The sequence below is a fragment of the Actinocatenispora comari genome (assembly GCF_017312725.1).
Lineage (GTDB): Bacteria > Actinomycetota > Actinomycetes > Mycobacteriales > Micromonosporaceae > Actinocatenispora > Actinocatenispora comari.
On sequence record NZ_BOPO01000082.1, the window covers coordinates 1 to 23,231 of the forward strand.

A 23,231-nucleotide genomic window follows, 5' to 3' on the forward strand; every position below is an offset into this window, starting at 1 on the left:
TGGTCCAACCGGATCGTCGGCTACTCGATCGGCTCCCGGATGACCTCTGATCTGGCGGTCGCCGCGTTGCAGCACGCCATCGGGCTGCGTTGCCCCGCCGCCACGATCGTGCATTCCGACCGGGGCAGCCAGTTCCGGTCCCGGAAATACGTCACCACACTGCGCCAGGCTGGGCTGACCGGGTCGATGGGACGGGTCGGTGCCTGCGGCGACAACGCGGCAATGGAGTCGTTCTTCGCCCTGCTGCAGAAGAACGTCCTCAACCGCCGCCGCTGGGCCACCCGCCAAGGGCTGCGACTGGCCATCGTCACCTGGATCGAGAAGACCTACCACCGCCGACGCCGCCAAGCCCGCCTCGGACGCCTGACCCCGATCGAGTTTGAGACCATCTACACCACACACGCGGCCTGACACCACACAACCCCGAGTGTCAACAAAACTTGGGGCAGTCCCCACTGCCCTACAGCAACCGGCCGATCGAAGGCGCCAACACCAAGGTCAAGCTCCTTAAAACGCCAGATGCTCGGCCGTGCCGGGTTCCACCTGCTACGCCACCGGATCCTGCTCAACTAACCATAACTACGAAACCTGCCCAAGAGCCGAACGTTTGACAGGCCCCTTCCATGATCGGGAGTTACACCGAACGTTTTACAGTCCCTCGAGCTCGGCGAACACAGCCGCATCTTGAAGAACATCTTCGACATCGGGTCGGCCGGGTCGTAAATGCTGCCGCCCAGCGACGGGTGGACGCCGCGGGTGTCGGGGAACGACCACCCGAGCCTGCCCAGCTTGGGCGCGATGTGGGTGTCGCCGGCGGGCACGGCGGCGAGGGTCTGGTCGAGGCTGATGCGGGCACGGTTGATACCGGTCAGTCCCTTGTCCAGACAGATCCGCTCAACGGGTATGCCGAGCGCGGTGAGGACTTCGCGCTGGCTGGTGAGATCTTGCAGGAGAGTCGACCATCGGTCGTAGCCGTCGGCGGCTGCGCCTTGACCATGGCGGCGCGACGGGTGGAGGCGTGGTGCGAGGCCTGCGTCCGACGCTGCGTCGATGGCTGGCATGACCGTTGAGCCGTGTGGCAGGGGGACGGTCATCGCGTTGGTGGACGCCATGCTTGCTGTTCGGGCTCCCAGGTGAGTCCGCTTGCGGCGCCTTGGAGTGCGGGATCGGCGAAGGCTATGCAGGCGTCGAGGAGGTCCGCGAAGCGCTCGGGTGTGGAGTCTTCGAGGCGTTGTTTTCACCGCCAGGCTCGCCAGCGGGACTGCGCGAGTAACGGATACCCGTCGAGTATGTCGGCGAGTGGCTGGGGGACGACGGCGCGGTAGGCGGCGACCGTGTCGATGGCGTGGTGTAGGTCGGTCCCGAGGATGCGGCGGCTGGCGGTGATCGCGGCGATGTCCCCGAAATCGCGCCACCGAGTGTTCTGGTCGCCACGATCGACGGCAGTGACGATCTTCTCCGCGAGCACCATGTGGTCGGGGTAGCCGCGTAGTCGTAGGTGACCACCCAGCAGCAGGGGCAGGTCCGCGGTGGCGGGTGCGGGCCAGATCGGGTCCCCGAAGTTCACGTCGGCGTGCAACCGGATGCGGGCTGTGGCCAGGGTCGCGGCCATCTGGACGCGGACTCCCGCGTAGGTGGCTTCGTCGCGGATGGCCGCACCGGACACCGTGGCGGGGTCGAACACGAGGCCGTCGCCGTTGTCGTAGCTGACGATCGATCGGATTCGCCGCTCGACATCGGAGATGTCATTGGGGAAGCCGGATGCGGCCAGGTCGATGTCGCGAGTGGGTCGCCGGGCGGCGAACGCCGCCATCAGCACACCACCCTTGAGCGCGAAGTCTTCCGCGTACTGGGAGGCGGCAAGTCGAGTGAGGAATCCTTCCAGCGCATAGAGGGTGAAGTATTCCAGCGAGTCGCGTCGGTCGCGCTGGGCGAGGTGACGCAGGTCGAGGTAAGCGCGGCCGGCAGCGGTGCCGCGGGTGGGTGCCGGTGGGGTCACAGCAGGGCCTCCAGCGCTTGCCGGATTCTGGGAAGTGCTTTCGGGAACGACGCCGCGACCTGTAGCAACGATGCTGGGGAGCTTCTACGCCGCTGTAGCCAGCGGCGTAGGGCCGTGTAGGCGAGGTCTGGGCCTTCGTGGTGGGCGAGGCGGAAGCTGTCGACGATGGTGCGTTCGGCTGAATAGGCGGCCAGCTGCAGCCCGTCGGCTGCGTCGAAGGTCTCGCGGCCGATGGTGAACGTTGCGGCGTCGAAGCTGTGCCAGGTGACGTACTCGAATCCGGCGGGATGGCGCTGCCCGCGTGGCAGGGCGATGTCGGTGCCGAACGGGATCTGGTCGGTCAGGTCGTGGTGCGCCAGTGCACTGGTCAGGCACAGGGTGGCCGCGTTGCGCAGTGCGGTAGCGGCCGCCAGCGCCGCAAAGGCGGGGTCGATTGTCCCGGTGCGCACGTACACGGAGCGCCCGAGCCGTTCGATCCGGCCGGCGGTGAGTAAGGCGTAGACCTGGTCCTTACGGAGACCTGCTGCACGTGCATCGTCGAGGGTGAATGCGGGCGCTAGGGTCGAAACGGACACGACTTCACCTCCTAACTGTCTACAGATCTACGTTATCTGTATACGGCTAGGAGTCAAGTCATCTGGGCGGGTAGCCGCGGTGGTCGAGCTGTCTGGGTTGCGTCGCGCTGAGCCTGTGCGCGCGTGCCGAGGTCTCACTCGTCGGATGGGCAGGTGAGTTCTCTCGTTCCGCCGATGGCTCTGCCGAGTCGGTGGGCGATGGGTCGAGCTTCCCGGCGCGACCGGCGGCGAGGACGGCGCGGACCTGCCGGGGGCTGATGTGGTGTCGCTGGGCAAGCTCTGCGGTGTTGTCGCCTGTGGTGAGGTGGTCGCGCCAGATGGTGCTCCAGTTGGTGCGGGCGTGGGCGGTCTTGGGCAGCCGCAGTGGGTGGGTGGGCTGGTCCGGCGATGGGGCGGTGCGCGGTTCTGATGTCGGGTCGGGTGGGTCGAGCAGGGTGGTGAGCAGTTTGATGGCGGTGGCGAAGGCGGCGGCGGGCCAGGCGGCGATGGTACGGGCGATGGGGTCGGGTGGCGCGGCGGCGATGTTGGCCGCGATGGAGGCGAGAGTGCCGGCGATCAACGCAGCCCAGGCGAGTCTGGTGCCGGCTCGGCTGTGGTGTCGGGGGGCGAGCACGGCGAGGGTGGCGACGACTTCGATGCCGTCGATGGTGAGGGGGATGGCGAGGGCGGTCCATCCGGTTTCAGCGTGGGTTTGGGCGAGGTGGCGGATGTGGTCGTAGGAGATGGCGGCGGCTAGGAGGCCGAGTACGGCGACGATGGCTTGCGCGAGGCGTTGCCGGCGTTTCATCGGCCGCCCCAGTCATTTCCGCTGTTGTGGTTGTGGTTGTGGTTGTCGGGTCGAGGGGCCTAGCGGCCGGTGGGACGGGGGTCGGCCGTGAGGCTGATGGGTGCGGTGGGCAGTGGCGGCCAGGCGGGGGCCAGGCGCAGGTCGCACGCCGGTGATCGCTCCGGGCTCCGAGCTGGCGGGCCGGAGCCGGCGCCGGGCACACGCGGCGTCGGTGCAGGTGGGGGGCGGTTTGGGGGTTACCGGGCGGTTCCCGATGCGGGGCGTCGGATAAGGTGCTGACGGCTGGGGGCGGTAGCTCAGCCGGTTAGAGCAGGGGACTCATAACCCAGTAATACCAACGGTTTCCGCGTTCGTGCGAGCGTCGCTACCTGCGAGTTCCCTTGCATAGCAAGGAATCGGTATGCGGCCGTTGCTCGTCGTCCGCTCCGCCCGACCGTCGCGCGTATCGCACCGCGTTCGGATACGGGGCTGCTGCCCGTCATCATCGGCCGATCCTGCACCCGATCATGTCCTCGGTCGTCGCTCCGACCGCGCGGGTGGTCGCGCATCCTCCGTGTGTCCATCCAGCATGGTCTGATCGGTCAGGCATTCGTGTCCTGTCATATCTGTTGTCTGGTTCGGGTGCTGCGGATGCTGTGATGCATGGCGGGCTATGCGGTGGTTGATGTCGAGACGACGGGCTTGCATCCCGGCCGGCATGACAGGGTGGTGGAGGTTGCGGTTGTCCAGCTCGACGCGGCCGGTGTCCGGACCGGCGAGTGGGAGAGCTTGATCAACCCGGGCCGGGATGTAGGCCCGACAGACCTACATGGTGTTACCGGCAAGCAGGTGCTTGCCGCGCCGAGGTTCGAGCGCATCGCCGGTGATCTGGCGGCGTTGTTGGCCGGCCGGGTGCTGGTGGGGCACAACCTGCGTTTCGATTCTGATTTCCTTCGGCATGAGTACCAACTGATGGGCGTCGACGCGCCGGTCGGCGTTGTGGCTGGACTGTGCACCATGCGCCTGTCGGGTTGGTTCCTTCCGGGTTCGAGTCGCAGCCTCGGGGCGTGTTGCGCCGCCGGCGGCGTCGAGCACACCGCGGCGCATACGGCGATGGGTGATGCTGCGGCGACAGCCGCCTTGTTCCAACGGTTCCTGGCCGCGGCCGGGGCGCCACCGCCCTGGTACGAGCAGTTGTCGTGGGCAGAGGCGGTGGCATGGCCGGCGCTGCCGGTCGGGCTGGGCACGCCGTGCACTCGTTCCGGGGCTGAGCCGGAGACGCATTTCTTGAACCGGTTGGTGGATCGACTTCCGCGGACCGGGGACTCACCCACGGTCGAGGAGTACCTTGCGGTGCTGGACCGGGCGTTGTTGGATCGGTACCTGTCGGTGCACGAGCAGGAAGAGCTCGTTCGACTGGCATCGCGCCTGGGGATCGACCGCAGCCAGGCGCACGACCTGCACCGCGGGTACCTGCTCGACCTCGCACGAGCGGCATGGCAGGACGGCGTGGTCACTGACGAAGAACGGTCCGACCTGGTCGCCGTGACCGCCCTACTCGGCCTCCCGCCCGACAGCCTCGACACAGCGCTACAGAACGCTCGGCCGGGCTCAGACGGTCACGCTGCGGTCGAGAAACCACGGGCGATTTTCCGGCTGGTCTCAGGTGACCAGGTGGTTCTCACTGGTGCCAGCGAGATCAGACAGAGTCTGGAGCAGCGGTCGCTGCTGGCCGGGTTGGACGTCCATCGCACGGTCACCAAACACACCAGGCTCGTCTGTGCCGCCGATCCCGACTCCCAGTCCGGCAAGGCGAAGAAGGCCCGCGACTACGGCATCCCCATCGTCAACGCCACCGCCTACGCGGCGCTGCTCGCCGCCCTCGAAAGCGAGAAGCCGGCTCAGGATATGACCGCGAACCGGAGCAGTGACGCTCTCCAGCATTGACCCTTTAGGCTATTAGTTCCGAATAGTGCAAAGTCAATGTGGCCATAAGTAGCGGACCTTTCGTTGATCGTCTTCTCTCGTGCAGGCTGAGGCGAATGTCCATACGGGGGGAGGGTAGCGCCGCGGCCGAGGTGGTGCCCCGGTGAGCCTCAAGTGTGGCTTCGACCTGTTACCGGTACGGCGCGACGACGCGCCCCAGTCGTTCGACCGGACCGGAGGTGACCATCGCGAAGATCTGGTGCTTGCGGATTGCCGGCGGTTGATGTCGGACTCGTGTACGGCGCGCGCTGCGTATCGTGGTGGTGTGTTCGTCGATGGTGCGTACGTGTCGAGCGGCGCGGTCGGCTCGGTGCAGCGGTCGCGGTGGCCGTGGTCGGTGCCGGCGGTGGCGCAGCTGCTCGATGATGGGCCGCTGCGGTTCACCGCGCCGGTGACGTTTCTGGTGGGCGACAACGGTTCGGGCAAGTCGACGCTGGTGGAGGCGATCGCCGAGGGGTTCGGGCTGGATTCGTACGGCGGGAAGGCTGGCCGGAAGTATTCGCCGCATGCCGAGTCGACGCGTACTCCGCTGGGGGAGGTGCTGCGTCTGGATCTGGCCCCGGCGGGTTCGCGGATGGTGCAGGGTCCGCGGTTGCAGAAGAAGGGGTTCTTCCTGCGGGCGGAGACCGCGTTCCAGCTCACCGAGCGGCTCGGCGGCCGGGCCGGGTACTGGGATGAGGACACCACGGCCATGTCGCATGGTGAAGGCTTTCTGACCATGTTCCGGACGATGATGGCCGAGCCGGGCTTCTATGTGATGGATGAGCCGGAGTCGGCGTTGTCGTTCGCGGCGAGCTTGCAGCTGGTGGCGCTGATGCACGAGCTGGGCGGGTCGGGCGCGCAGGTGGTGTGCGCGACGCACTCGCCGATCCTGGCCTCCACGCCCGGGGCGGACATCGTCGAGGTGGGTGAGTGGGGGTTTCGCCGGTCGTCGTGGTCGGAGCTGGAGTTGGTGGACAACTGGCGGCGGTACCTGGACACGCCGCAGGCGTACCTGCGGCACCTGATCGGGGAGCAGGCGCAGACGTGAGCCGGCCGGTGCTGGCCGTCGAGGCATCCGACGAGGTGTTCACCGCGTGGATGCGCACCAACCTCGACCGGGCCGCCGAGCGGTTCGGGCTGCGGGTGGCCGGCGCGCCGGTGCTGGGTTGGCGGCTGCGGTCGATCGGCGCCCGCGCTGACGGTCCCGATGGGCCGCGGTGGCTGCGGGTGGTGTCGGAGTATCCGGAGTACGCCGGTGGTGGTGCCCTGACCGGCAACGCGGACGCCGGCGCACTGCCGTTGCCGGAGATCCCCCGGGTGGTCGAGGTGTGGCAGTGGCAGGCCGAAGGACGGGTGCAGCGCGCCGAGGCATCGACGCTGCTGCCCGGCGCGGTCGTGTCAACCACCGACGTACTCGCCGACGACCCCGGTCTGTCCGAGGAGTGGTGGACGATGCTGCGGGGCCGGCTCGACGCGTTGCGGGCGACGCCGACGACGCGGGTACACCAGGATGCCGAGGCGATCGCCGAGCGGACCGAGGCGATGCTCGGTACCGCGGTGCGGGTCCAGCGGTGGGAGACGGTGCACGGGGATCTGCACTGGGGCAACCTGATGCGCCCGTTCGGGATCCTGGACTGGGAGCTGTGGGGCCGCGGCCCGGCCGGCACCGACGCTGCGACCCTGCTGCTGTGTGCGCTGCCGGTACCGGCGGTCGCCGAGCGGGTCGCCGAGCTGTTCGCCGACATGCTCGACACCGACGACGGTCGCTCGGCGCAGATGGCCGTCGCCGCCCGGATGCTGGCGCGCATCGCGGGCGGCGACTACCCGCAGCTGGCCGAGCCGGTGCGGCATCACCTGGCCCGGCTCGGGGTCCGCGGCTACCGGTAGATCGGCGTGCAGCCCCCGGCCGGCCGGCAGGTACCGGTCGGGTTGCAGGCCGGGCTACACGACGGCCCGCACTGCGGGTTGCACATGTTGGGCACGCACGGTGTCTGCCGGCTGCCGAACCGCTCGGCCAGCTCTCCCCGAACCCCAGCAACGCCCGGGCCGGTCAGGATGTCGGCCAGCGGCGCGGTACGTACGTTGCCGACCGGTAGCCAGCGGGAGAACACGCACGGCCAGACCTCCCCGGTCGGCGCGATCGCCAGCACGCCGGACGCGCAGTGCCCGCACAGCTGGTCGACGCTGGGCGCCTGGTCGCGGATGCCGCGGCCGACCTGCCGTAGCCGGTCGTACCCGACCTCGGCGACCCCGAGCGAACGCAGCTCGGCGACCGCCTGATCGGCGCGCTGCGCGTCGTCCAGGTCGACCACCCCGACGCGTAGCGGGATCGAACGCCGCACGGCTTCGGCGATGTTCGCGCGGGTACGCGCGTGCGACCCGGCCGTGCCGGTGATCGCCGCGTGCTGCTCGGGCCGGTCGGAGTAGTACGAGCACGCCAGCGACACACCGGGCGCGGCGAACGCCTCCCACAGCCGCGGCGTGACGTGGACCAGGTTGGTGTACACCTCGACGCTGACGCCGACATCCAGGGCGTGCCTGATCAGGGCAGGTAGCTCGGGATGCAGGGTCGGCTCGCCGCCGATGAACTGGACGGTGCCGACGCCGAGTGCGGCGGCCTGGTCGATGACGCGCCGCCAGTCGGCGGCGGTCATGGTGCCGTGGTCACCGGACGGGCCGGAGTCGGCGTAGCAGTGGGCGCACGATAGCTGGCAGCGGCCGGTGATCTCCAGCCACACGAACGACAGATCGGTTGACATGGGGGTACCTCCTTCGTTCACGGTGTTGCGGGTCAGCTGGCGCCGGGCGCCGGAAGGCTGTCCACCTTTCTGCCGGTAGGAGTGGCGTGGTTGCTGCGCCGGACGACGATCCGGTCGATCCAGACCATCGCCCTGCCAGGGCGTCCGTCTGGCCACCGGCCGACCAGGTACGCCCAGCCGTCGGTGTCGCACGGCTCGGTCCAGGCCACGCTCAAGACACCCTCGGCGACCGCCGTCGGCGCTACCGAGCGGGTGATGTGTACCTGGTCGCCGGGCCGCGGAAGCACGCCCGGCGCGTACACGGCGCTCACGACTCACCACGCCGCAAGTCGGGTCCGGCAGCAGCCGGAGCAGTGCGACAGGCGTGCTCTACCAGCGCTCGGTATGAGGCACCTCGTCGATTGGGTGTCCGCGCACCCACACCTGCCCTTCGCCGCCGTCCTCCCGTACCTCCAGCACTCGGTATGGACCGGCGCAGGCTCACCAATGACACGGGCACTGCCTGCTCGTCCCGCGCCGGGCGGGGCGCCCCGCCGGGAGGCCGCCGACCAGCGCCACCACCGCGATGTGCAGGTCCGGCGCGGCGCTGTACTCCCGCGACAGACGCTCAGCCAGGTGATCGGAGAGCGTGTCCGGATCCCCCGGCCCTTACGTGACACAATCGCGAGGCCGGTCGGCTCCGGGATACCGGACTCGACGACCACACAACTGCTATCCACCTCGTCCTGCGAACGGATCATGGTCTCGCCTCATCTCGTCGGCTGACTCTGGACCCATTGACCCATCGGCAATCCGGGCCACGCCAGACGACCGATGCGGACGACCCGGCTGTCCGCATCCCGGTGCGCGACGAGTGCGGCCGGGCCGGGAATTGAAGGTGCAGAGGCGAAGTCGCCATCGACGGAGGAAACGGTGGCAAGGTCCGGGGCATTCAGCGACCGTCAACGAGGCGGTGATCTGGGCCCGGTCCTGCGCTCCATCTACCGGCGCAGGGCCAGGTCGAGTGCGTCGCGGTGGCGAGTGGTGTGGTCGTACTGATGCTCGGTCCAGGCGATCATGCGGTCGGCTTGCTCGTGGTCGTCCGTGGTGGCGGCCCGCTGGCGCCAGAAGTCGATGTTGCGCAGTTGACTGGCCAGCATCGTGTCGACGAGTCCGCAGCGGCGGGTGTCCGCGTCCAGGTGGTAGGCGTCGGCGAGCAGACGTACCTGGCGTGCCTGGACCGGAACGGGCGGCGCCGCGTGCTTGGCAGTCCAGCACCACAGCCAGGCCATGTAGCCGAGGTCGTCCAGGGGATCGCCAGGCGCGGCAGTGTCGAAGTCGATGAACGCGACCGGCCGATCATTGCGGAAGACCACGTTGTTGGGCCCGGGATCACGGTGACAGACGACCTGCCGCGGCCCGGCCAGATCACAGCCGCGGGTCGCGTCATGTAAGCGGCGGAGCAATGCCCCTGCGTCTTGGATCTGAGCGTCGGTGAACGTCTGCAGGCGGGCGGGTACCTCGCCGGGTAGGTAGGTCAGCACGTCGCGTCCGTACGAGTCGACGCCGCGGTATCGCGGTGCTCCGGTGAATCGCTGCCGTTCCAGGTGAATCAACAACTCGGCGACCAAGTCCGAGGTCGGGAGTCTGGGCCGACAAACCGTGTCGCCGACTCGCACCACCCCGGGAGTGATCCTTCCGCCGGTGAGAGGCACCTCGATGTCGGCATCGTCAGCCATCGAGATTGCCTCCCTGATTATCCGGCCGCGGCGGCGATGCGAGCCGTGGCTGCCTGAGTGCGGCAGATGACATTGCGCCGCGCGGTGGAACGCTTCGCCGGCTTGGCGGCTACGTAGTGCTCGCGCCGGGCTGGAAGGCGGTCCAGGGTGTGGGGTCGCCGGCGCGGATGGCGTCGAAACGTTGGCGCAGCATGTGGTGATGGCGGTTGCTGGTGGCGGCGCGGCGTAGGGGGCCGGTGAGTTGGACCAGGTCGCGCATGTGGAGCAGGGACGCGAATCCGTGCCAGCTTGACAGGTCGTAGCCGTATTCGGCGGCGAAGGCGGCAGACCAGGAGGCGCCTCGTCCGTAGCGGGTTGCGGCGTGCCAGGTGGGGATCAGGTCGATTTCCCGCGGGCCCCAGGCCAGCCAGTCCCAGTCGCCCAGCAGGTAGCCGTCGTCGTGGCCGCGGAGCAGGTTGCCGGCCCAGGCGTCGCCGTGGATCAGTCCCCGATCAAGGTGGTAGTCGAGGTTGAGGCAGTCGTCGCGCACGCGGTTGACCTCGTCGAGGAGCCAGCGCCGTTCTTCGGAGCTCAGCGGGGCTTTGATGGGCGTGTCGTGGAGTGCGGTGTCCAGTGATTCGAGGGGTACCCACGCTTCCAGCGTCGTCGGCGGCGCCTGGTTGAGGTGATGCAGCCGGCGCAGCAGCCGGGCCAGGTCTGCCGAGCGGGGATCCGGGGCCGGGTTGGGCTGCGGGTAGTACTGCCAGAAGGTGACCGTGGCGGTCTTGGTTTCGACGGGTTCGATGTCTGCCGGTCTGGTGGCGGGGAAGTGATGCTCATCCGCCAGCCAGCGGGTGATGGACTGGGTGGCGCGGAGCCGGTCGCCGACATTGTCGCCGGGAGTCAGCCGGGCGACGATGTCGGCCGCGGGCAGGTGGAACACGGCGTTGCTGGAATGGTGGAGTAGCCGTGCGCCGTCGGCCGGGACACCGCGGAGGGCGCACGCATCGCGCAGCGTCGTGTCGAGGTCGACGGCGGCTGGCGCGGCCGTCAGGTCAGGATGCGGCACCGAGGACGCTCTCCATCTCGCTGTCGAGTTGCTCGACGGCGGGTCGGGAACGGTGGGCGCGAAGCTGCGCACGGACCGCGTGCAGGATGTTGACCGTCCGCGGGCTCGCGAGCGTTGCAGCCACCGGGACGGCGGTGCGCAGCACCTCGCATGCTTGGTCGATGTCCGCGGTGTGGTTGCCGCTGCCGTCGCCTGGGAGGTAGGAGGAGGCGAGGGTGGCGGTCGCCAGCGCCAGGCGCCGCTGCATGCCCGCCGAGGAGGCGAGCACTGCCGGCGCGAACCGCTGCACGTCGGCGTGTCGTCCCAACTCGCCCGCGGCGTACATGAACTCCGCCGCGAGTTGCTCGGAGGTGAAGAACGTGACCCAGGACGGTTCCTCGTCGGTGGCCGCAGTCAAGGCCCGTTCCGCGCGGCTCATGGCCTGACCGCAGGCGCCGCCGTCGCCGAGCAGCGCGTGCGCGCGGGCCTCCAGGGCGCAGCAGCGGGCCATCGACAGCGACGACCCGCAGTCACGCGCGGTGCGCTGGCCGGCTCGGGCCAGCGCCAGCGCTTCACGTCCGTCGCCCATGTACTGGGCCTGCATGGACATGTCGGCCAGGATGTGCGCGCCGATGCTGCGGTCGCCGCTGTCCTTCGCCAGCCGCAGCGCCTGGATGTAGTAGCGCTGCGCCAGTCCGGGTCGGCGGCAGTCGAAGGCCATGAATCCGCCGATGTCGCACAGCCGCGCGGTAGCAGCCAGAAGCTGCTTGCCGGTGCGTTGGCTGTAGCTGCCCTTGAGCATGGGCAGCACTGCGGTGCTCAGGTAGTGCGCGAGCGTCGTGCGGGCATGGCCGCCGCCGAGCTGGTGATCGAGGTTGGCGAAGGTGCCGCACATCGACCAGACGACGTCCACTTCGGCCGCGCCCACCCGCCTGCCACCGGCGTGCGTAGGGTTCGGTTCGGTCCAGGCGGCGAGCCAGTCGCGGGCGGGTGCGGCGAACGCGGCGGCCGACCACGCCGCGCCGATCACCACCTTGCGTCGTTCCACGTCCGCCCTCCACAGTTGACCAGCGACCTCCACCGTATCGGCCAGATCGGATGACCACACAAGGCCAACCTCGCACGGTACGACGGAGACTGCGCTGCGCTCTTGCTGGGCGTCGACGCTGGCCCGCGGGTCCAGGCGCTGCAGCGCGCCGCCGGTCTCCAGAACGTCGTCGCACCGGCGCGCCAGGTCCGGCGGCGGAGTGCGTTCGGCCTTCTCGACCTTGCAGATCAGCGAGCCGCTGTGCAACGTCAACCGGCCGAGCTGCTGCTGGGACAGCCCGCGCAGCTGCCGCCAGTGCCGAAGCTGCGCGCCGAAGTAGTCCGCCGCCGAACGCGACGGCACCAGGTGGCGGGGCGCTTGACCCATCGGCGCGCTCCTCAGCTCACCCGGCCACGACGCCGGGCGCGGTCTGACACGACTTCTGCTCCTCGGGCTCGGGACGGCTGGTTGAACCTGGACAGACAGCTTTCGAGCTTACCGGTTGCGTACATCTTTCCGAAGCGGACACAGGCCGGGCGATGCGGACAGCGCCGTTGTCCGCGCCGAGCCCCTCGACCGCCGCGTGGACCTGGGCCATCGTCGACGCAGGAACCGCCGAGAGCGTTGCCCGGCAACGCTTCCACGCTCCACCTGGTGCTGGCCGGCGACGGCCATCACCTCACGAACTGGCCCGGGGCGGGTGCGGCGAGCCCGGTACCTCCCCGTGACGGGTGATCGAACAACCCGCCCGCCCCGGCGCCGTCCACGACGACAACCCGCATTGCGGGCCCTTGATCGGAAGGAACTGTCAGTGGCTCCGAAACGCAGCTGGCCCGCCTGCGCGGCTCGCGAGCGTTCGAGCAACCCACGGGCGTGGTGCTGGAGCGCGGCCCCGGCGCTCGTTCGTGGTCCGGGCGAGCCAGACGGCGGAAAGCGGTGAGTGAGCTTGAGGCCGCGTACGAGCGGGAGCGGCGGCTGCTGGATGAGCTCGCGGCCAGCATCGCGTCGTACCGCAGTGGCTCGCGCCGGATCTACGGCCAGTGGGGCGTTGCCGGTGAGCTGCTGCGGATCCTGACCAACCCGTTCGACGGCCGGCACGAGGCGCGCTCGCAGACGTTGCGGATGGCGCTGGTGTCTGGTGTCTTGGCCGAACTGGTGTTGGCCGGCTGGGCGAGCTGTACGGACGCCAGCGCCGCCGACCCGGTTCCGTCTGGGCGCCGCCGGCAGCACCGGGTGCCGGGCGCGGTGTTCGTGGACACGCGCCGGGACACCGACGGGGTGTTGGCCGTGACGCGTCGATCCGATGCCGCGCATCGCTGGGTCGCAGAAAGCGTGCTGCGGCAGCGGCAGCCGCGCACGGCCCGAGACTGGATCGTGGATCTCGCCGAACGCAAGGGCCCGCGCCGCGAACGCAGCGAGCTGCGGTTGGGCTTCGAGATCGAGGACCTGGTCGCCGACCGGCTCGTCCGGGCGGGTGTGGCGCGCCGTGAACGCGGTCGACGCGGCCAGAGCCGTCTGCTGCCGGCTGACGGGCACCTGACCGGGGTGCTCAATGCGACCATCCGGATCCCGCGGATGATTTCGCATGGCGCCACCCTCTCCACCGAAGATGCCGTGATCGCCGCGCTGATGGACCGGGTCGGGCTCTCGCGCCGGATCCGCCGCGACACCACGTACAGCGACGTCGACCTCGCCTCGACGCTGCCGCTGCTGCCGGCGGACCTGCGGCGGCTCGTGCAGCACGCGTACGCGGCGTTCGCGCGCGACGCCGCTACCGCAATATAGCCCTTTCGTCCATTCTTGTTCTTGACTGTCTCTTTGTGAAGGAGCGGCAATGGCGCATCCGGCGGTACTGAGACCCAACCAGCTGTCCACCGTGCACACGAGCGTGTTCATCATGAGCTCGCAGGCGCCGTTGACGGTGCTGTGCGGCGTGGTCACCACCATGTACGCCGCGACGCAGGTCACCGCGGTCCCGTGGGCGTTCGTCGTGGTGGCCGGCGTGATCGGCCTGTTCCTGCCCGGCTATCTGGCGATGAGCAAACGCACCGCCAACCCCGGCGCCTTCTACTCGCTCATCGCCCAAGGGTTGTCCCGATCGGTCGCGCTGGCCGCCGGCCCGATCGCCTACCTCGCCTACGTCGCGCTGCAGATCGGCCTGTACGGGCTGATCGGCCCGTTCGCCTCCGGGGTGCTGTCGGGCTGGACCGGGCTGCACATCACCACCCTGCAGGTGCAACTCGCCGCCTGGGCGGTGGTACTGGTCTCCGGGCTGTTCCGGATCAAGATCACCGGCTGGTTCGTCTCCACGCTGATGCTCTGCGAGGTCGCCCTGGTAGTCGTGCTGGACGCCGTCCTCGCCCCACACCCCTACCGGGGCGTGCCGCAGTGGGGCACGCTCAACCCGGCGCACCTGCTCGGCGGCACTGCCGGCGGGGTCGCGACCACGGTGTGCATCGCGTTCCTCGCCTTCGTCGGCGTCGAGCTGGGCGTGGTGATGCAGTCCGAGACCCGCAACCGCAAGCGCGCCATCGTGCGCGGCACCGTGACCGCGATGCTTCTCATCACCGCCCTGTACTCGGCGACGTCCTGGCTGATGGGCTGGGTCGCCGGCGACCACCACCTGGTGCACCGCGCGCAGACCGAAGCGCAGAACCTGATGTTCGACCTCGCCCGCCCCTACGTCGGCCCGGCGGTCATCGACGTCGCGAACGCGCTGTTCGGTACGTCGGTGCTGATCGCGCTGATCACGTTCGCGATGACCTGCAACCGGTACGCGTTTTCGCTTGCGCGGGAAGGGTTCTGGTTTCCCGCCGCGGTCGGCCGCCCCAGCATCCGACAGGGCGTACCGGCCACGGCCGCGTTCCTGCAGGCCGGGATCGGGCTGGCAGCTATCGGTGTCTGGTACGTGGCCGGCTGGGATCCGCTGGTGACCCTGTTCTACTACGGCGGCACCCTCGGCGGGTTCATGGTCATGGTCCTGTTCGCCCTGGTGAGTCTGTCGGTGTTCGTCTACTTCCGCCGCCGCACCCGGTCGGGAGAGCGCGATGCCGAGTCGCGCATGGTTCGCGCGGTGCTTCCGCTCGCGGCGTTCGTTCTGCTGAGCGTGATGGTCGTGCTGTCGCTGATCAACTACGACGTCATGCTCGGCGTCGCCCCCGGCAGCCCGCTGCGCTGGATCCTGCCCACAATCCCCTTCGCCCTGCTGCTCGTGCTCGGCACGCTCGGCGTGGTACTGCGCCGCACCCGGCCGCAGCGATGGCGACGCATCGGACTCGGCACCGACGCCGACCTCGCCGACGACACCCAGAACGAAGGAGCCCCGGCATGACGACCGTCCGCGCTGCCCGCGCCGAAGACCGCGATCCGATCGTCGAGCTCATCGACACCAGCTTCTTCCACCTCGACGCCAACCGATGGCTGGTCCCGGAAGCGGCGCAACGGTCGGCGATCATGCGCGGTTACTTCGCCCTCCACGTCAACCATGCCCTGTCCCACGGTGCCGCCGCTCAAGTCGCGGTCGACGACACGTCGAATGCGATCGTCGGCGTCGCGCTCTGGTACGCCAGCGATGATCCCGGGCCGGCTGAATACGACCGCCGCGTCGCCGCGGTCGTCGGCGAGCCGAGGCTGCAGCGGTTCCTGGAATTCGACGAGATGCTGCACCACCACACACCCGCCACCGAACACGACTACCTCGGATTCCTGGCCGTCGCCCCCGACCACCAAGCACGAGGAATCGGCGGCCGCCTCCTGCGCGAACACCACCACCGGCTCGACCACCAGACACGGCCCGCCTACCTGGTCGCCTCCAACCAGCACAGCGCCCGCCTCTACGCCCGACACGGCTACCAGCCGCTACCCGGCGCACGCTACGAACTACGACTCCCCGCAGGCGGATCGATGTACCGCATGTTGCGCACCCCGCCATCCACCGACTGACCCTGCAGACGGCGCACCCGACCAGTTGCCACACGGCTGCGCCGCACCATCCCCATGGAAGGGCTGGACTGTTTCATGCGCACGACGGCACCAGCATCCACCAGCGAAGCAGCATGCGGCCGCATCGGAGCACCCGTCGTCTGGTCACAGCCCTGGCAGCAGTTGCGGCTCGATGACCGGAGCGGATACATCGGCATCGCCCGCGCCGCCGACACCGCCCAACCCGACCGGTACTGGTGCGGCGACGCTGACCCCGCGGGATTCTTCACCGCCTTGCAGTCCTGGTGGCTCGACGAAACCACCAACCCTTCTTGCGTCGCCGTCTATCCCACGCCGGCCGCGGTAGCTGCGGCATGGCTGACCGTCCAACAGGACCGACTCGCCACAGGATTGCCGGCACACCCGTACAGGATCGAACCGATGCCGCTGTGCTCAGTTCGCGACTGGGCCGCGGTGCCGGCTCGGGTCCTTCCGGCGCCCGCTTGATGAGCCAGCGCGCTGCTGCCCACTGGGCCCTCTTGCGGACTGACGGAGCCGAGGCAGCCGCTGCCGCCGGCTGTGCTGCCGTTCAGGTAAACGCTGTGCCTGCCAGACGTAGGGAAGCGGCCGGTCCCGGTGCCGTGGCAATAGGCGGTAACCGGGTCGATGGGCTCGGTGCGCAGGTACATGACGCGCCCGATGCGGTCGACCCGCAGACGGTGAGCATCCCGTAGATCCATTTCCGTGCATACGCCAGCGTGACGCACGATGCCGAGAGTGAAGACGTTCGGCAACGGCTCCCACCTCCTGTACGTAAATACGTTCACGGCATCTGTACACGGTGAGGAAGTCGCATCCGCCTGTAGACAACGACCGAGCCGTATTCTCCGATCCGCTGGAGGTGATGTCTCAAGCGGCGTCCGCGTGCGGATGGCAAGGGGGTCGGCGCCTCCGGAGCGGGACCGGATCGGTACGGGTGACGCAGCGCGGCGGGTCCTGCACCATCGCCGTGCCCACGCCGGCCCCTTGAGAGGCTCGCAGGAGCATGCCGGTGGCCGCGCCCGCGAATCGCTGTGCACGTAATCTCGCGGCCTACTCCCCGTCACCAGCGGGCCTGTCCGGGGCGCTCGGTATCGGTTGGTCGGTGTGGTCGTTCGGCGGCGGTGCCGCGGCGAGCTTTCCGGCGCGGCCGGCGGCGAGGATGGTGCGGGCTTGGCGTGCGGTGATGCCGTGTCGTTGGGCGAGGGTGCTGGCGGTGCCGCCGGTGGCGAGGTGGTCGTTCCAGATGGTGTTCCAGTCCTGTTGGGCGCGTGGGGTTCTGGGCAGTCGCAGTGCGCTTGTGGCGTTCTCCCGGGTGGTGGTGTCGGGTTCTGGTCCTGGGTGGGCCGGGTCGAGCAGGGTGGTGAGCAGTTTGATGGCGGTGGCGAAGGCGGCGGCGGGCCAGGCGGCGATGGTACGGGCGATCGGGTCGGGTGGCGCGGCGGCGATGTTGGCGGCGATCGAGGCGACAGTGCCGGCGATCAACGCGGCCCAGGCGAGTCTGGTGCCGGCTCGGCTGTGGTGTCGGGGGGCGAGCACGGCGAGGGTGGCGACGACTTCGATGCCGTCGATGGTGAGGGGGATGGCGAGGGCGGTCCATCCGGTTTCAGCGTGGGTTTGGGCGAGATGGCGGATGTGGTCGTAGGAGATGGCGGCGGCCAGGAGTCCGAGCACGGCGACGGTGGCTTGCGCGAGGCGTTGCCGATGTTTCATCGGCCGCCCCAGTCATTTCCGCTGTCATGGTTCTGGTTGTCGGGTCGCGGGGCCCAGCGGCCGGTGGGGCGGGGGTCGGCGGTGAGGCTGATGGGTGCGGTGGGCAGTGGCGGCCAGGCGGGGGCCAGGCGCAGGTCATTGGGGGCGGTCGGGATGTAGTCGGCAGGCTGTTGGGGGTGACCGGCGAGGCGGCCGAGGTCTGCGAGGGTGTGGCGGCGGGGCTGGTGGTCAGGGCTGGTTGGCAAGGGCAGCCAGCAGCAGCCGGCCGGGTGGGCCGCGGCCGGGTAGGCGGCGGTGGCGATCAGCGGCAGATTCTTGCCGTGCGCGGCGTGGGTGAGCGCGCGGCGGGCGTGGGCTTCGCGGGCTGGGCTGGCGAACACGAACAGCACGCAGGGGACCGGAGGCTCGGGCGCTCCGGCAGCACCGTCGAGCAGGTGCCGGTATCGGGTGAGTTTCTTGGCGAGTTGGGCGAGGTGTTCGGTGCCGGTGTCGTATTCGAGGAAGAAGTCGACCAGTTGCTGGTCCTGAACCCAGGTTCCGAAGCCGTCGGGCGCGAGGTTGATCAGCGACAGCCACTTCTCGCACCAGTGACCGGGAGCCCACGTCGGTGGAAAGGTGTCGGGGTGGTGGCGGGCGGTGGCGGCCAGGGTGGTGAAGAAGCTGTTGGTGCCGGTCAGGTGGGGCAGGCGTTGGCTGGTGGCCCAGGCGAGGCGTTTGTCGACGCGGTGCCGGCGGTGGTCGCGGTCGGGGATGTCGTGTTCGAGCAGGAACGCGCCGCCGGCGTCCAGCACGTAGTGGCCGGGGTGGGAGCCTGTGTCTCGGCGGGGCCGGAACCGGGCCAGGACGCGCAGGGAGGTAAGGGTGTGGAGGCGGGTGCGGGCGGTGGCTTCGGATCCGAAGCACAGTTGCGTGATCTGTGGGGTGGTCAGGACGCGGTGGGCGTCGACCAGACCGGCGATCAGGCGGTCGCGGGTGCCGGCGCGGGTGGTGATGTCCAGGAGCCGGTCGTGGGTGAGCGGCGGTGTTTTTCGTTGAGGGGAAGTCATAGTTGAGTCCGGGTCCCGCCTGGGTCGGTGGAAACGGCGGCTGTGCTGGGCGTTTGCGGCTGGTGGACCCGAGCGGTCAAAGCGCTTGCCGGGCCGCTGGAGGGACTGCTTGCTGGACTGCTTGCTGTACTGGTCGCGAGGGTTGGCGCTGCTACCGGTGCGGGGCACTGCGTGGCGCTGTGGTGGCGGGGCATGGTGGTCTCCTGTCGCAGGTTTCGGCCTCGACGGGCCGTGGGGAAGTCGGGTTTCGGGCGCAAGCCCGCGCGTTGCGGGTGTCTGCTGGGTAGCGATGCCGCAGCAGCGGGCCGCGGGTGGCGTGACTTGCCGCCGCGTCCCGGCGGAGGGGCGGGGTCTGTTCCGCGGAACGATCCGGAGGGTTCCGGGTGCCGCACAGCGGGGGGTAGATCGTTCCGGAGCGGGTCGGCGTGTGACCCAGATATGCCGCCGTCCCATCGGCCGATGATGCGGCACGAGGCGACGGTCGGCGACACGGCGTAAGACCCGCTACCTTCTATTGCCAGCGGGAGGGCCAGATCGGACAGGCGCCCGGCCGGATTCACCCGCGCGCGCCGATGGATCCCTCCGAACGGGCGACGAGTCGTCCCGCGTCATGCTGGTCCGACATGGCCTCGTGGAGGACGCGTCCGAGCTTGAACGGTGGTGGCAGGCGTCGAAGTCGGGATGCAGGCTCCTACTGCTCGAACTCGGAGGCTCGGCGGGCCGGATGCGCTGAAGCAAGCGCGGTGGCTCGATCGGGCAAGTGCTGCGAAAGCTCGACTGCGTGATGCTGCAGGTCCCCGAGCTCGACGTTGCCGGCGAGTGCTGCATGCGGGTGTTCGGCGTTCGGCAGCTCTGGTGTGATGACGTGCCGGTCGCGGTCGAACAGTGCCGCAGTCAGGGGTGTGTGGCGCGCCGGGAGCCGTTCGCCGTCGCGATCGGCTGATGCGCGGTGCTGGAGGACCCGTTCGGCAACATCATCTCGATCCTGGACACCGCTAAAGGCTTGCGTGGGTAGCCGCGGATCCTTCCGCATCGGCCCGGACTGCTCCGGCTACGCCCTATGCAGGTTGGTGCAGGAGCTCCCAGCGCTCCGACACGCGGGCAAGCACATCGGCGGTGAGTGCCACAGTGGCGGGTCCACACCTTGGCTGCTGGCTTATCCCGCATGCGCTGCTGCCCGGTCGCCGTGAGTGCGCGCGGGAATCGGCACTGACCGAAGCGGCTCCGAGCCCGTTGAGCGGATGCGAAGGTGATGGTGGAGCCCATCGGCGACGTTGATGTGTGTTACCTAGATTCCCGCGGGTCGGTCCACATCGGGATACCGGATGGATCTGAATCAATGAGTTGCTTGTTGGCGCTGCACCGATTGGTTCGGGGCAGCGCCAACAGAGCGTGCGCGGTGATTGGTGTCAGGCGAGGTTGGTGATGTTTTCCCAGGGGATGGTGTCGTCGACGGTGGTGTGGCCGGCGAGGTCGGGGGCGTGGTTGCCGATGGATTGGCCCATGTTGGCCCACAGTTGTTGGTGGCTGCTGATGCTGGGGGCGACGTTGACGGTGGTGTAGACGTCGGGGTTGCCGTCGCCGTCGGCGTCGCCGGGGCTGCTGATCAGCGGTCGTTGGTCGCTGTCGAAGTAGGGGTCGGTATCGGTGGAGGGCTGCAGGGTGATGGTGGTGACCACGTTCGGGTCACCGACGTTGAGATACATGTTGATGGTGTGGTTGTCGTCGAAGCCCCACAGGTCGGGGAGACCGTCGCCGGAGGCGTCGCCGGGGGCGACCAGGCGCATGCTGGCGTAGCCGGTGCCGAGTGAGTGGGGTGGCAAGAACTGGTTGCTGACGGTGCTTGAGGGAAACAGCCAGAGGGTTCCGTCTTCGACGGTGAGCAGGTCCGGTTTTCCGTCGCCGGTCATGTCGCCGGGCGCGATGAGTTGGGTGACGTGTGACCAGTCGGTGGTGGTGTAGCTGGAGCAGTCGGTGTCGGCGCAGTCGAGGGGGCGGGGGACGGCTGACCAGTTGGAGCGGGTGTAGTAGCGGGGGTGGTCGGGGTCGAGGCCGCCGGCGTTGTTGAGGTTGTTTTTGTACAGGAACAGCTGGCTCGTACCGGGTTTGTGGGCCCATAGGTCGTCGACTCGGGTGCCGGTGCTGGACAGGCGGTGGGCAATGAGGGTGTTGGCCCAGCTGGTGCCGTCGGGGCTGTCGCTTCCATCGGAGGCGGTGACGATGGGGTCGGGGGCGCGGTTCAGGGTCTGGTACAGCTCCAGGTTGGTGGTGACCTTGTTCGCGGCGAGCAGGTCGGGCCGTGTGGCGCCGTCGTCGAGGCGGCCGTCGACGTCGCCGGGGCTTACGGCCGCGGTGGGGTCGTCGAGGACGTAGAAGGTGTAGGTGGCGGTGGCGGACTGGTTGCCGGCCTTGTCGACCGCGGCCACGTACAGGTAGTTGACACCCCAGACGGTGGGCTTAATCGTGGCGTCGGCGCTGCCGATCCCGGTGGCGGTGTCGACGGTGGCGGTGGCAAGGGTGCCTCCGCCGTCAGCGAGGTCGGCGGCGGAGGCCAGCGAGTAGGTGAAGTGGTCCAGGCCGCTTGCCTTGCCGTCGGTCGGGTTGTGATCGGTCGCGGCCAGGTGGACGACGCCCTGCTCCCCGATCTTGTGGGTTGCTGTGCCCTCGGCGGGAAAGTCGGAGGAGCTGACGGCCAGATCTTTCGGGGCGGTGGCGTCGTACCAGAAGTACTGGTAGTCGGTGACGCCGGAGGTGTCGTAGGCGTCGACGGTGCGGGCGTCCGCGCCGTACTTGTGCCCGTCGATGAGCTTACTGGTGGGTAGCTTGATGCTGACGGTGCCGCCAGAGCCGGTCACGTGACTGCTGTGTCCGGCGCTGTCGGTCCAGGCGATGACGTCGGTCGCGTCGGCGGTACCGCTGCCACCCTTGTCCCAGACGTGGAACTGGCCGGTGATGCTTTGCGCGGAGCCGTCGGGGTCGGAGATGTGCGCGGCGAGGGAGATGTCGCCGGCGGCGCCGATCCAGCCGGCGTCGCTGAAGCCGGTGTGGTTCGGCGTTGGCGTGGGGGAGAACTTGAAGCTGGTGGGGATGTTGGGGACCTTGTTGTAGTTGAGGGTCAGCGACGCCTTGTGGTTGAACCGCATGTAGTCGTTGCGGTTGGTTTCGCTGCTCGCGCGGATGCGGTAAGTGAGGGTGCCTTGGCCGTTGTCGGCTTGGGCGGAGCTGGTGACGTTGAAGGTGGCGGTGCGGTTGGGGCAGGAGCCGTAGCCGTTGTAGGCGTTGGCGGTGTCTTGTTGGCTCCAGATGGAGGGTTCGTTGCCCCAGTGGATGGTGTGGTCGATCAGGTCGGTGGAGTTGACGACCATGGGGTGCGCGTCGTCGCAGTTGGCCGACCCGGCGTAGGGGCTGACTCCGGTGACTTTGAAGTAGGCGGAGATCACGTGGGTGTTGGTCAGCGATCCGGGGTGGAACTGGAAGAAGCTTCGGGTTCTGCCGTGGGGAATGCAGTCGTCCCAGCCGCAGTAGCCGACGGCGGGTTCGCCGTTGTCGGTGGTGTTCCAGTTCGACGAGTTGGGAAAGGCCTCCTGTACCCAGGCGTAGTAGGTTTGCCCATCGGTCCAGGCAGGGTCGATGTAGACCGGGTACTGGGTGGTGGATCCGGTCAGTAGCCCGGCGTCGGGGGTCAGGGTGACCGAGTCGTCGTCTGCTTGTACCCCGACGGGTTTGACCTGCGCGCCAGGACCGGGTCCGTCGGCAGGATCGGTCTCGTCGACGGTGTCGCCGTCGGCGGTGGCGGCGCTGGCCGCGGCGGCGGTAGAGGAGTCCCACATCATCGGTGCGGGTGAGTGGAACAGGGCTTGCCCGTCGGTGTCGAGCACGGTCACGTTGTTCCCGGTGTCTGACTGCACGGTGAGCCCGCTGCTGGTCTGCGCGGCGAGGGTCAGGGTGGTCAGGGCGGGGTTGGCGGCGGCCTCGGCGGTCTTGACGACCAGTACGTCGGACATGCCGCCGAGGTTGTCGGCGGTGACCCGGAGGTCGACCCCGGGCAGCACGTCGGCGTAGATGGCGGTATCGCCCGAGATCGTCGGTGCCGGCAGGCTGGTCGGCCAGGTCAGTGACAGGCTCTGCTGGTCGTGGTGTAGCACGGCGAGGGGGCCGTCACCGCCGCCGGACAGGGTCAGCGGCGTGTAGCTCGCAGCCGGGGACAGGCTGCCGTCGGAGTTGGGGCGCAGCGTGGCGTCGACGTTCACCCAGGTGTCGTTGCGGTGGATGCGTTCGGGCACGTTGCTGACGTCCTTCTGGAACGTCCCGTCGGGCTGGGCGGTCACGGTGGTGAACGAATCCGTCAACTCCGGGATCGGCACCGGCTCACCGGTGTCCTGGGCTTTCTCGGACGCCGATTGCGCCGCATCCGGCCCAGCAGTCGCCGGTGCGGCCACACCCGCAACTAGCACGCCAGCCGACACCAACGCGGCAGCCAGACCGGCAATGGCACGGCGCGGTCGACGTAATAGGGACGCACTCATGCAACGCAGTCCTTCGCAGTGAGGGGATCTCGAGGGGCAACGCGAGCGCACGCTAGCGGTAGCCAAACCCTCACCACAAGGTCAACTACCAAGAGTAAACAAACTTTACGGTGAATGTCCGGAAAGCCGTTTTTGAAATAGCTTTCA

21 protein-coding genes are annotated in these 23,231 nt (G+C 68.8%); 9 read left to right on the forward strand and 12 right to left on the reverse strand.

Translation table 11 applies throughout. From position 1 onward, the window contains the following. Positions 1 to 411 (forward strand): DDE-type integrase/transposase/recombinase (locus NUM_RS21175; protein ID WP_207126655.1); only part of this gene is annotated, 411 nt, incomplete at its 5' end. A gap of 158 nt (positions 412 to 569) precedes the next feature. Here NUM_RS21175 and NUM_RS21180 read toward each other — a convergent pair. The 4 genes from NUM_RS21180 to NUM_RS21195 form a co-directional block, all read right to left on the reverse strand. Continuing rightward, positions 570 to 1,112, reverse strand: a complete 543-nt coding sequence (locus NUM_RS21180) for a recombinase family protein (RefSeq protein WP_207126656.1) — start codon at positions 1,110 to 1,112, stop codon at positions 570 to 572. Positions 1,113 to 1,237: 125 nt separating this feature from the next. Beyond that, complete coding sequence (locus NUM_RS21185; protein WP_207126657.1) at positions 1,238 to 1,999, reverse strand: nucleotidyl transferase AbiEii/AbiGii toxin family protein; 762 nt, start codon at positions 1,997 to 1,999, stop codon at positions 1,238 to 1,240. Further along, positions 1,996 to 2,574, reverse strand: a complete 579-nt coding sequence (locus NUM_RS21190) for a type IV toxin-antitoxin system AbiEi family antitoxin domain-containing protein (RefSeq protein WP_207126658.1) — start codon at positions 2,572 to 2,574, stop codon at positions 1,996 to 1,998. Before NUM_RS21190 ends, NUM_RS21185 begins: the two co-directional genes overlap by 4 nt. Positions 2,575 to 2,632: 58 nt before the next feature. Next, entirely contained in the window at positions 2,633 to 3,361 is a 729-nt protein-coding gene (locus tag NUM_RS21195; RefSeq protein WP_207126659.1) for a DUF2637 domain-containing protein, read from the reverse strand. A 642-nt stretch (positions 3,362 to 4,003) separates the two neighbouring features. On the opposite strand from NUM_RS21195, the gene NUM_RS21200 reads away from it, so the two are divergent. From NUM_RS21200 to NUM_RS21210, 3 genes are all read left to right on the forward strand, one after another. Then, positions 4,004 to 5,287, forward strand: coding sequence for an exonuclease domain-containing protein (locus tag NUM_RS21200; RefSeq protein WP_207126660.1), 1,284 nt, complete (start codon positions 4,004 to 4,006; stop codon positions 5,285 to 5,287). A 304-nt stretch (positions 5,288 to 5,591) separates the two neighbouring features. Next, on the forward strand, positions 5,592 to 6,356 hold the full coding sequence (locus NUM_RS21205) for an AAA family ATPase (protein ID WP_225918741.1): 765 nt from the start codon (positions 5,592 to 5,594) through the stop codon (positions 6,354 to 6,356). Continuing rightward, positions 6,353 to 7,195, forward strand: coding sequence for a phosphotransferase (locus NUM_RS21210; protein ID WP_207126661.1), 843 nt, complete (start codon positions 6,353 to 6,355; stop codon positions 7,193 to 7,195). The genes NUM_RS21205 and NUM_RS21210 overlap by 4 nt, the downstream gene beginning before the upstream one ends. Here the strand turns inward: NUM_RS21210 and NUM_RS21215 are convergent. From NUM_RS21215 to NUM_RS21235, 5 genes are all read right to left on the reverse strand, one after another. Beyond that, complete coding sequence (locus NUM_RS21215) at positions 7,186 to 8,067, reverse strand: radical SAM protein (protein ID WP_207126662.1); 882 nt, start codon at positions 8,065 to 8,067, stop codon at positions 7,186 to 7,188. The genes NUM_RS21210 and NUM_RS21215 overlap by 10 nt on opposite strands. 32 nt (positions 8,068 to 8,099) lie before the next feature. Continuing rightward, on the reverse strand, positions 8,100 to 8,378 hold the full coding sequence (locus NUM_RS21220) for a hypothetical protein (RefSeq protein WP_207126663.1): 279 nt from the start codon (positions 8,376 to 8,378) through the stop codon (positions 8,100 to 8,102). A gap of 669 nt (positions 8,379 to 9,047) precedes the next feature. Continuing rightward, the gene (locus NUM_RS21225; RefSeq protein ID WP_207126664.1) at positions 9,048 to 9,785 is read right to left on the reverse strand and encodes a phosphotransferase family protein; all 738 of its coding nucleotides are present in this window, start codon (positions 9,783 to 9,785) and stop codon (positions 9,048 to 9,050) included. A gap of 109 nt (positions 9,786 to 9,894) precedes the next feature. Further along, on the reverse strand, positions 9,895 to 10,833 hold the full coding sequence (locus tag NUM_RS21230) for a phosphotransferase (protein ID WP_207126665.1): 939 nt from the start codon (positions 10,831 to 10,833) through the stop codon (positions 9,895 to 9,897). Continuing rightward, entirely contained in the window at positions 10,820 to 12,226 is a 1,407-nt protein-coding gene (locus NUM_RS21235; protein WP_207126666.1) for a helix-turn-helix domain-containing protein, read from the reverse strand. Before NUM_RS21235 ends, NUM_RS21230 begins: the two co-directional genes overlap by 14 nt. A gap of 486 nt (positions 12,227 to 12,712) precedes the next feature. Between NUM_RS21235 and NUM_RS21240 the strand changes: the two genes are divergently transcribed. The 4 genes from NUM_RS21240 to NUM_RS21255 are packed head-to-tail and all read left to right on the forward strand — an operon-like array spanning position 12,713 to position 16,267. Then, the gene (locus tag NUM_RS21240; RefSeq protein ID WP_207126667.1) at positions 12,713 to 13,624 is read left to right on the forward strand and encodes a GPP34 family phosphoprotein; all 912 of its coding nucleotides are present in this window, start codon (positions 12,713 to 12,715) and stop codon (positions 13,622 to 13,624) included. A gap of 49 nt (positions 13,625 to 13,673) precedes the next feature. Next, complete coding sequence (locus NUM_RS21245; protein ID WP_207126668.1) at positions 13,674 to 15,170, forward strand: APC family permease; 1,497 nt, start codon at positions 13,674 to 13,676, stop codon at positions 15,168 to 15,170. Then, positions 15,167 to 15,781, forward strand: coding sequence for a GNAT family N-acetyltransferase (locus NUM_RS21250; RefSeq protein WP_207126669.1), 615 nt, complete (start codon positions 15,167 to 15,169; stop codon positions 15,779 to 15,781). Before NUM_RS21245 ends, NUM_RS21250 begins: the two co-directional genes overlap by 4 nt. 54 nt (positions 15,782 to 15,835) lie before the next feature. Beyond that, positions 15,836 to 16,267 carry a hypothetical protein gene (locus NUM_RS21255; RefSeq protein WP_207126670.1) on the forward strand — a complete coding sequence of 144 codons (432 nt, stop codon included), beginning with the start codon at positions 15,836 to 15,838 and terminating at the stop codon, positions 16,265 to 16,267. A 585-nt stretch (positions 16,268 to 16,852) separates the two neighbouring features. On the opposite strand, the gene NUM_RS21260 is transcribed toward NUM_RS21255, so the two are convergent. Continuing rightward, positions 16,853 to 17,512 (reverse strand): DUF2637 domain-containing protein, encoded by a 660-nt coding sequence (locus NUM_RS21260; RefSeq protein WP_207126671.1) that lies wholly within the window; start codon positions 17,510 to 17,512, stop codon positions 16,853 to 16,855. Further along, a complete protein-coding gene (locus NUM_RS21265; protein WP_207126672.1) occupies positions 17,509 to 18,558 on the reverse strand; it encodes a replication-relaxation family protein in 1,050 nt (349 codons plus the stop codon). Before NUM_RS21265 ends, NUM_RS21260 begins: the two co-directional genes overlap by 4 nt. Before the next feature lie 781 nt (positions 18,559 to 19,339). Between NUM_RS21265 and NUM_RS21270 the strand changes: the two genes are divergently transcribed. Further along, entirely contained in the window at positions 19,340 to 19,501 is a 162-nt protein-coding gene (locus NUM_RS21270; protein WP_207126673.1) for a hypothetical protein, read from the forward strand. 466 nt (positions 19,502 to 19,967) lie between these two features. On the opposite strand, the gene NUM_RS37695 is transcribed toward NUM_RS21270, so the two are convergent. Continuing rightward, the gene (locus NUM_RS37695) at positions 19,968 to 23,135 is read right to left on the reverse strand and encodes an FG-GAP repeat domain-containing protein (protein WP_207126674.1); all 3,168 of its coding nucleotides are present in this window, start codon (positions 23,133 to 23,135) and stop codon (positions 19,968 to 19,970) included. Positions 23,136 to 23,231: the final 96 nt, after the last annotated feature.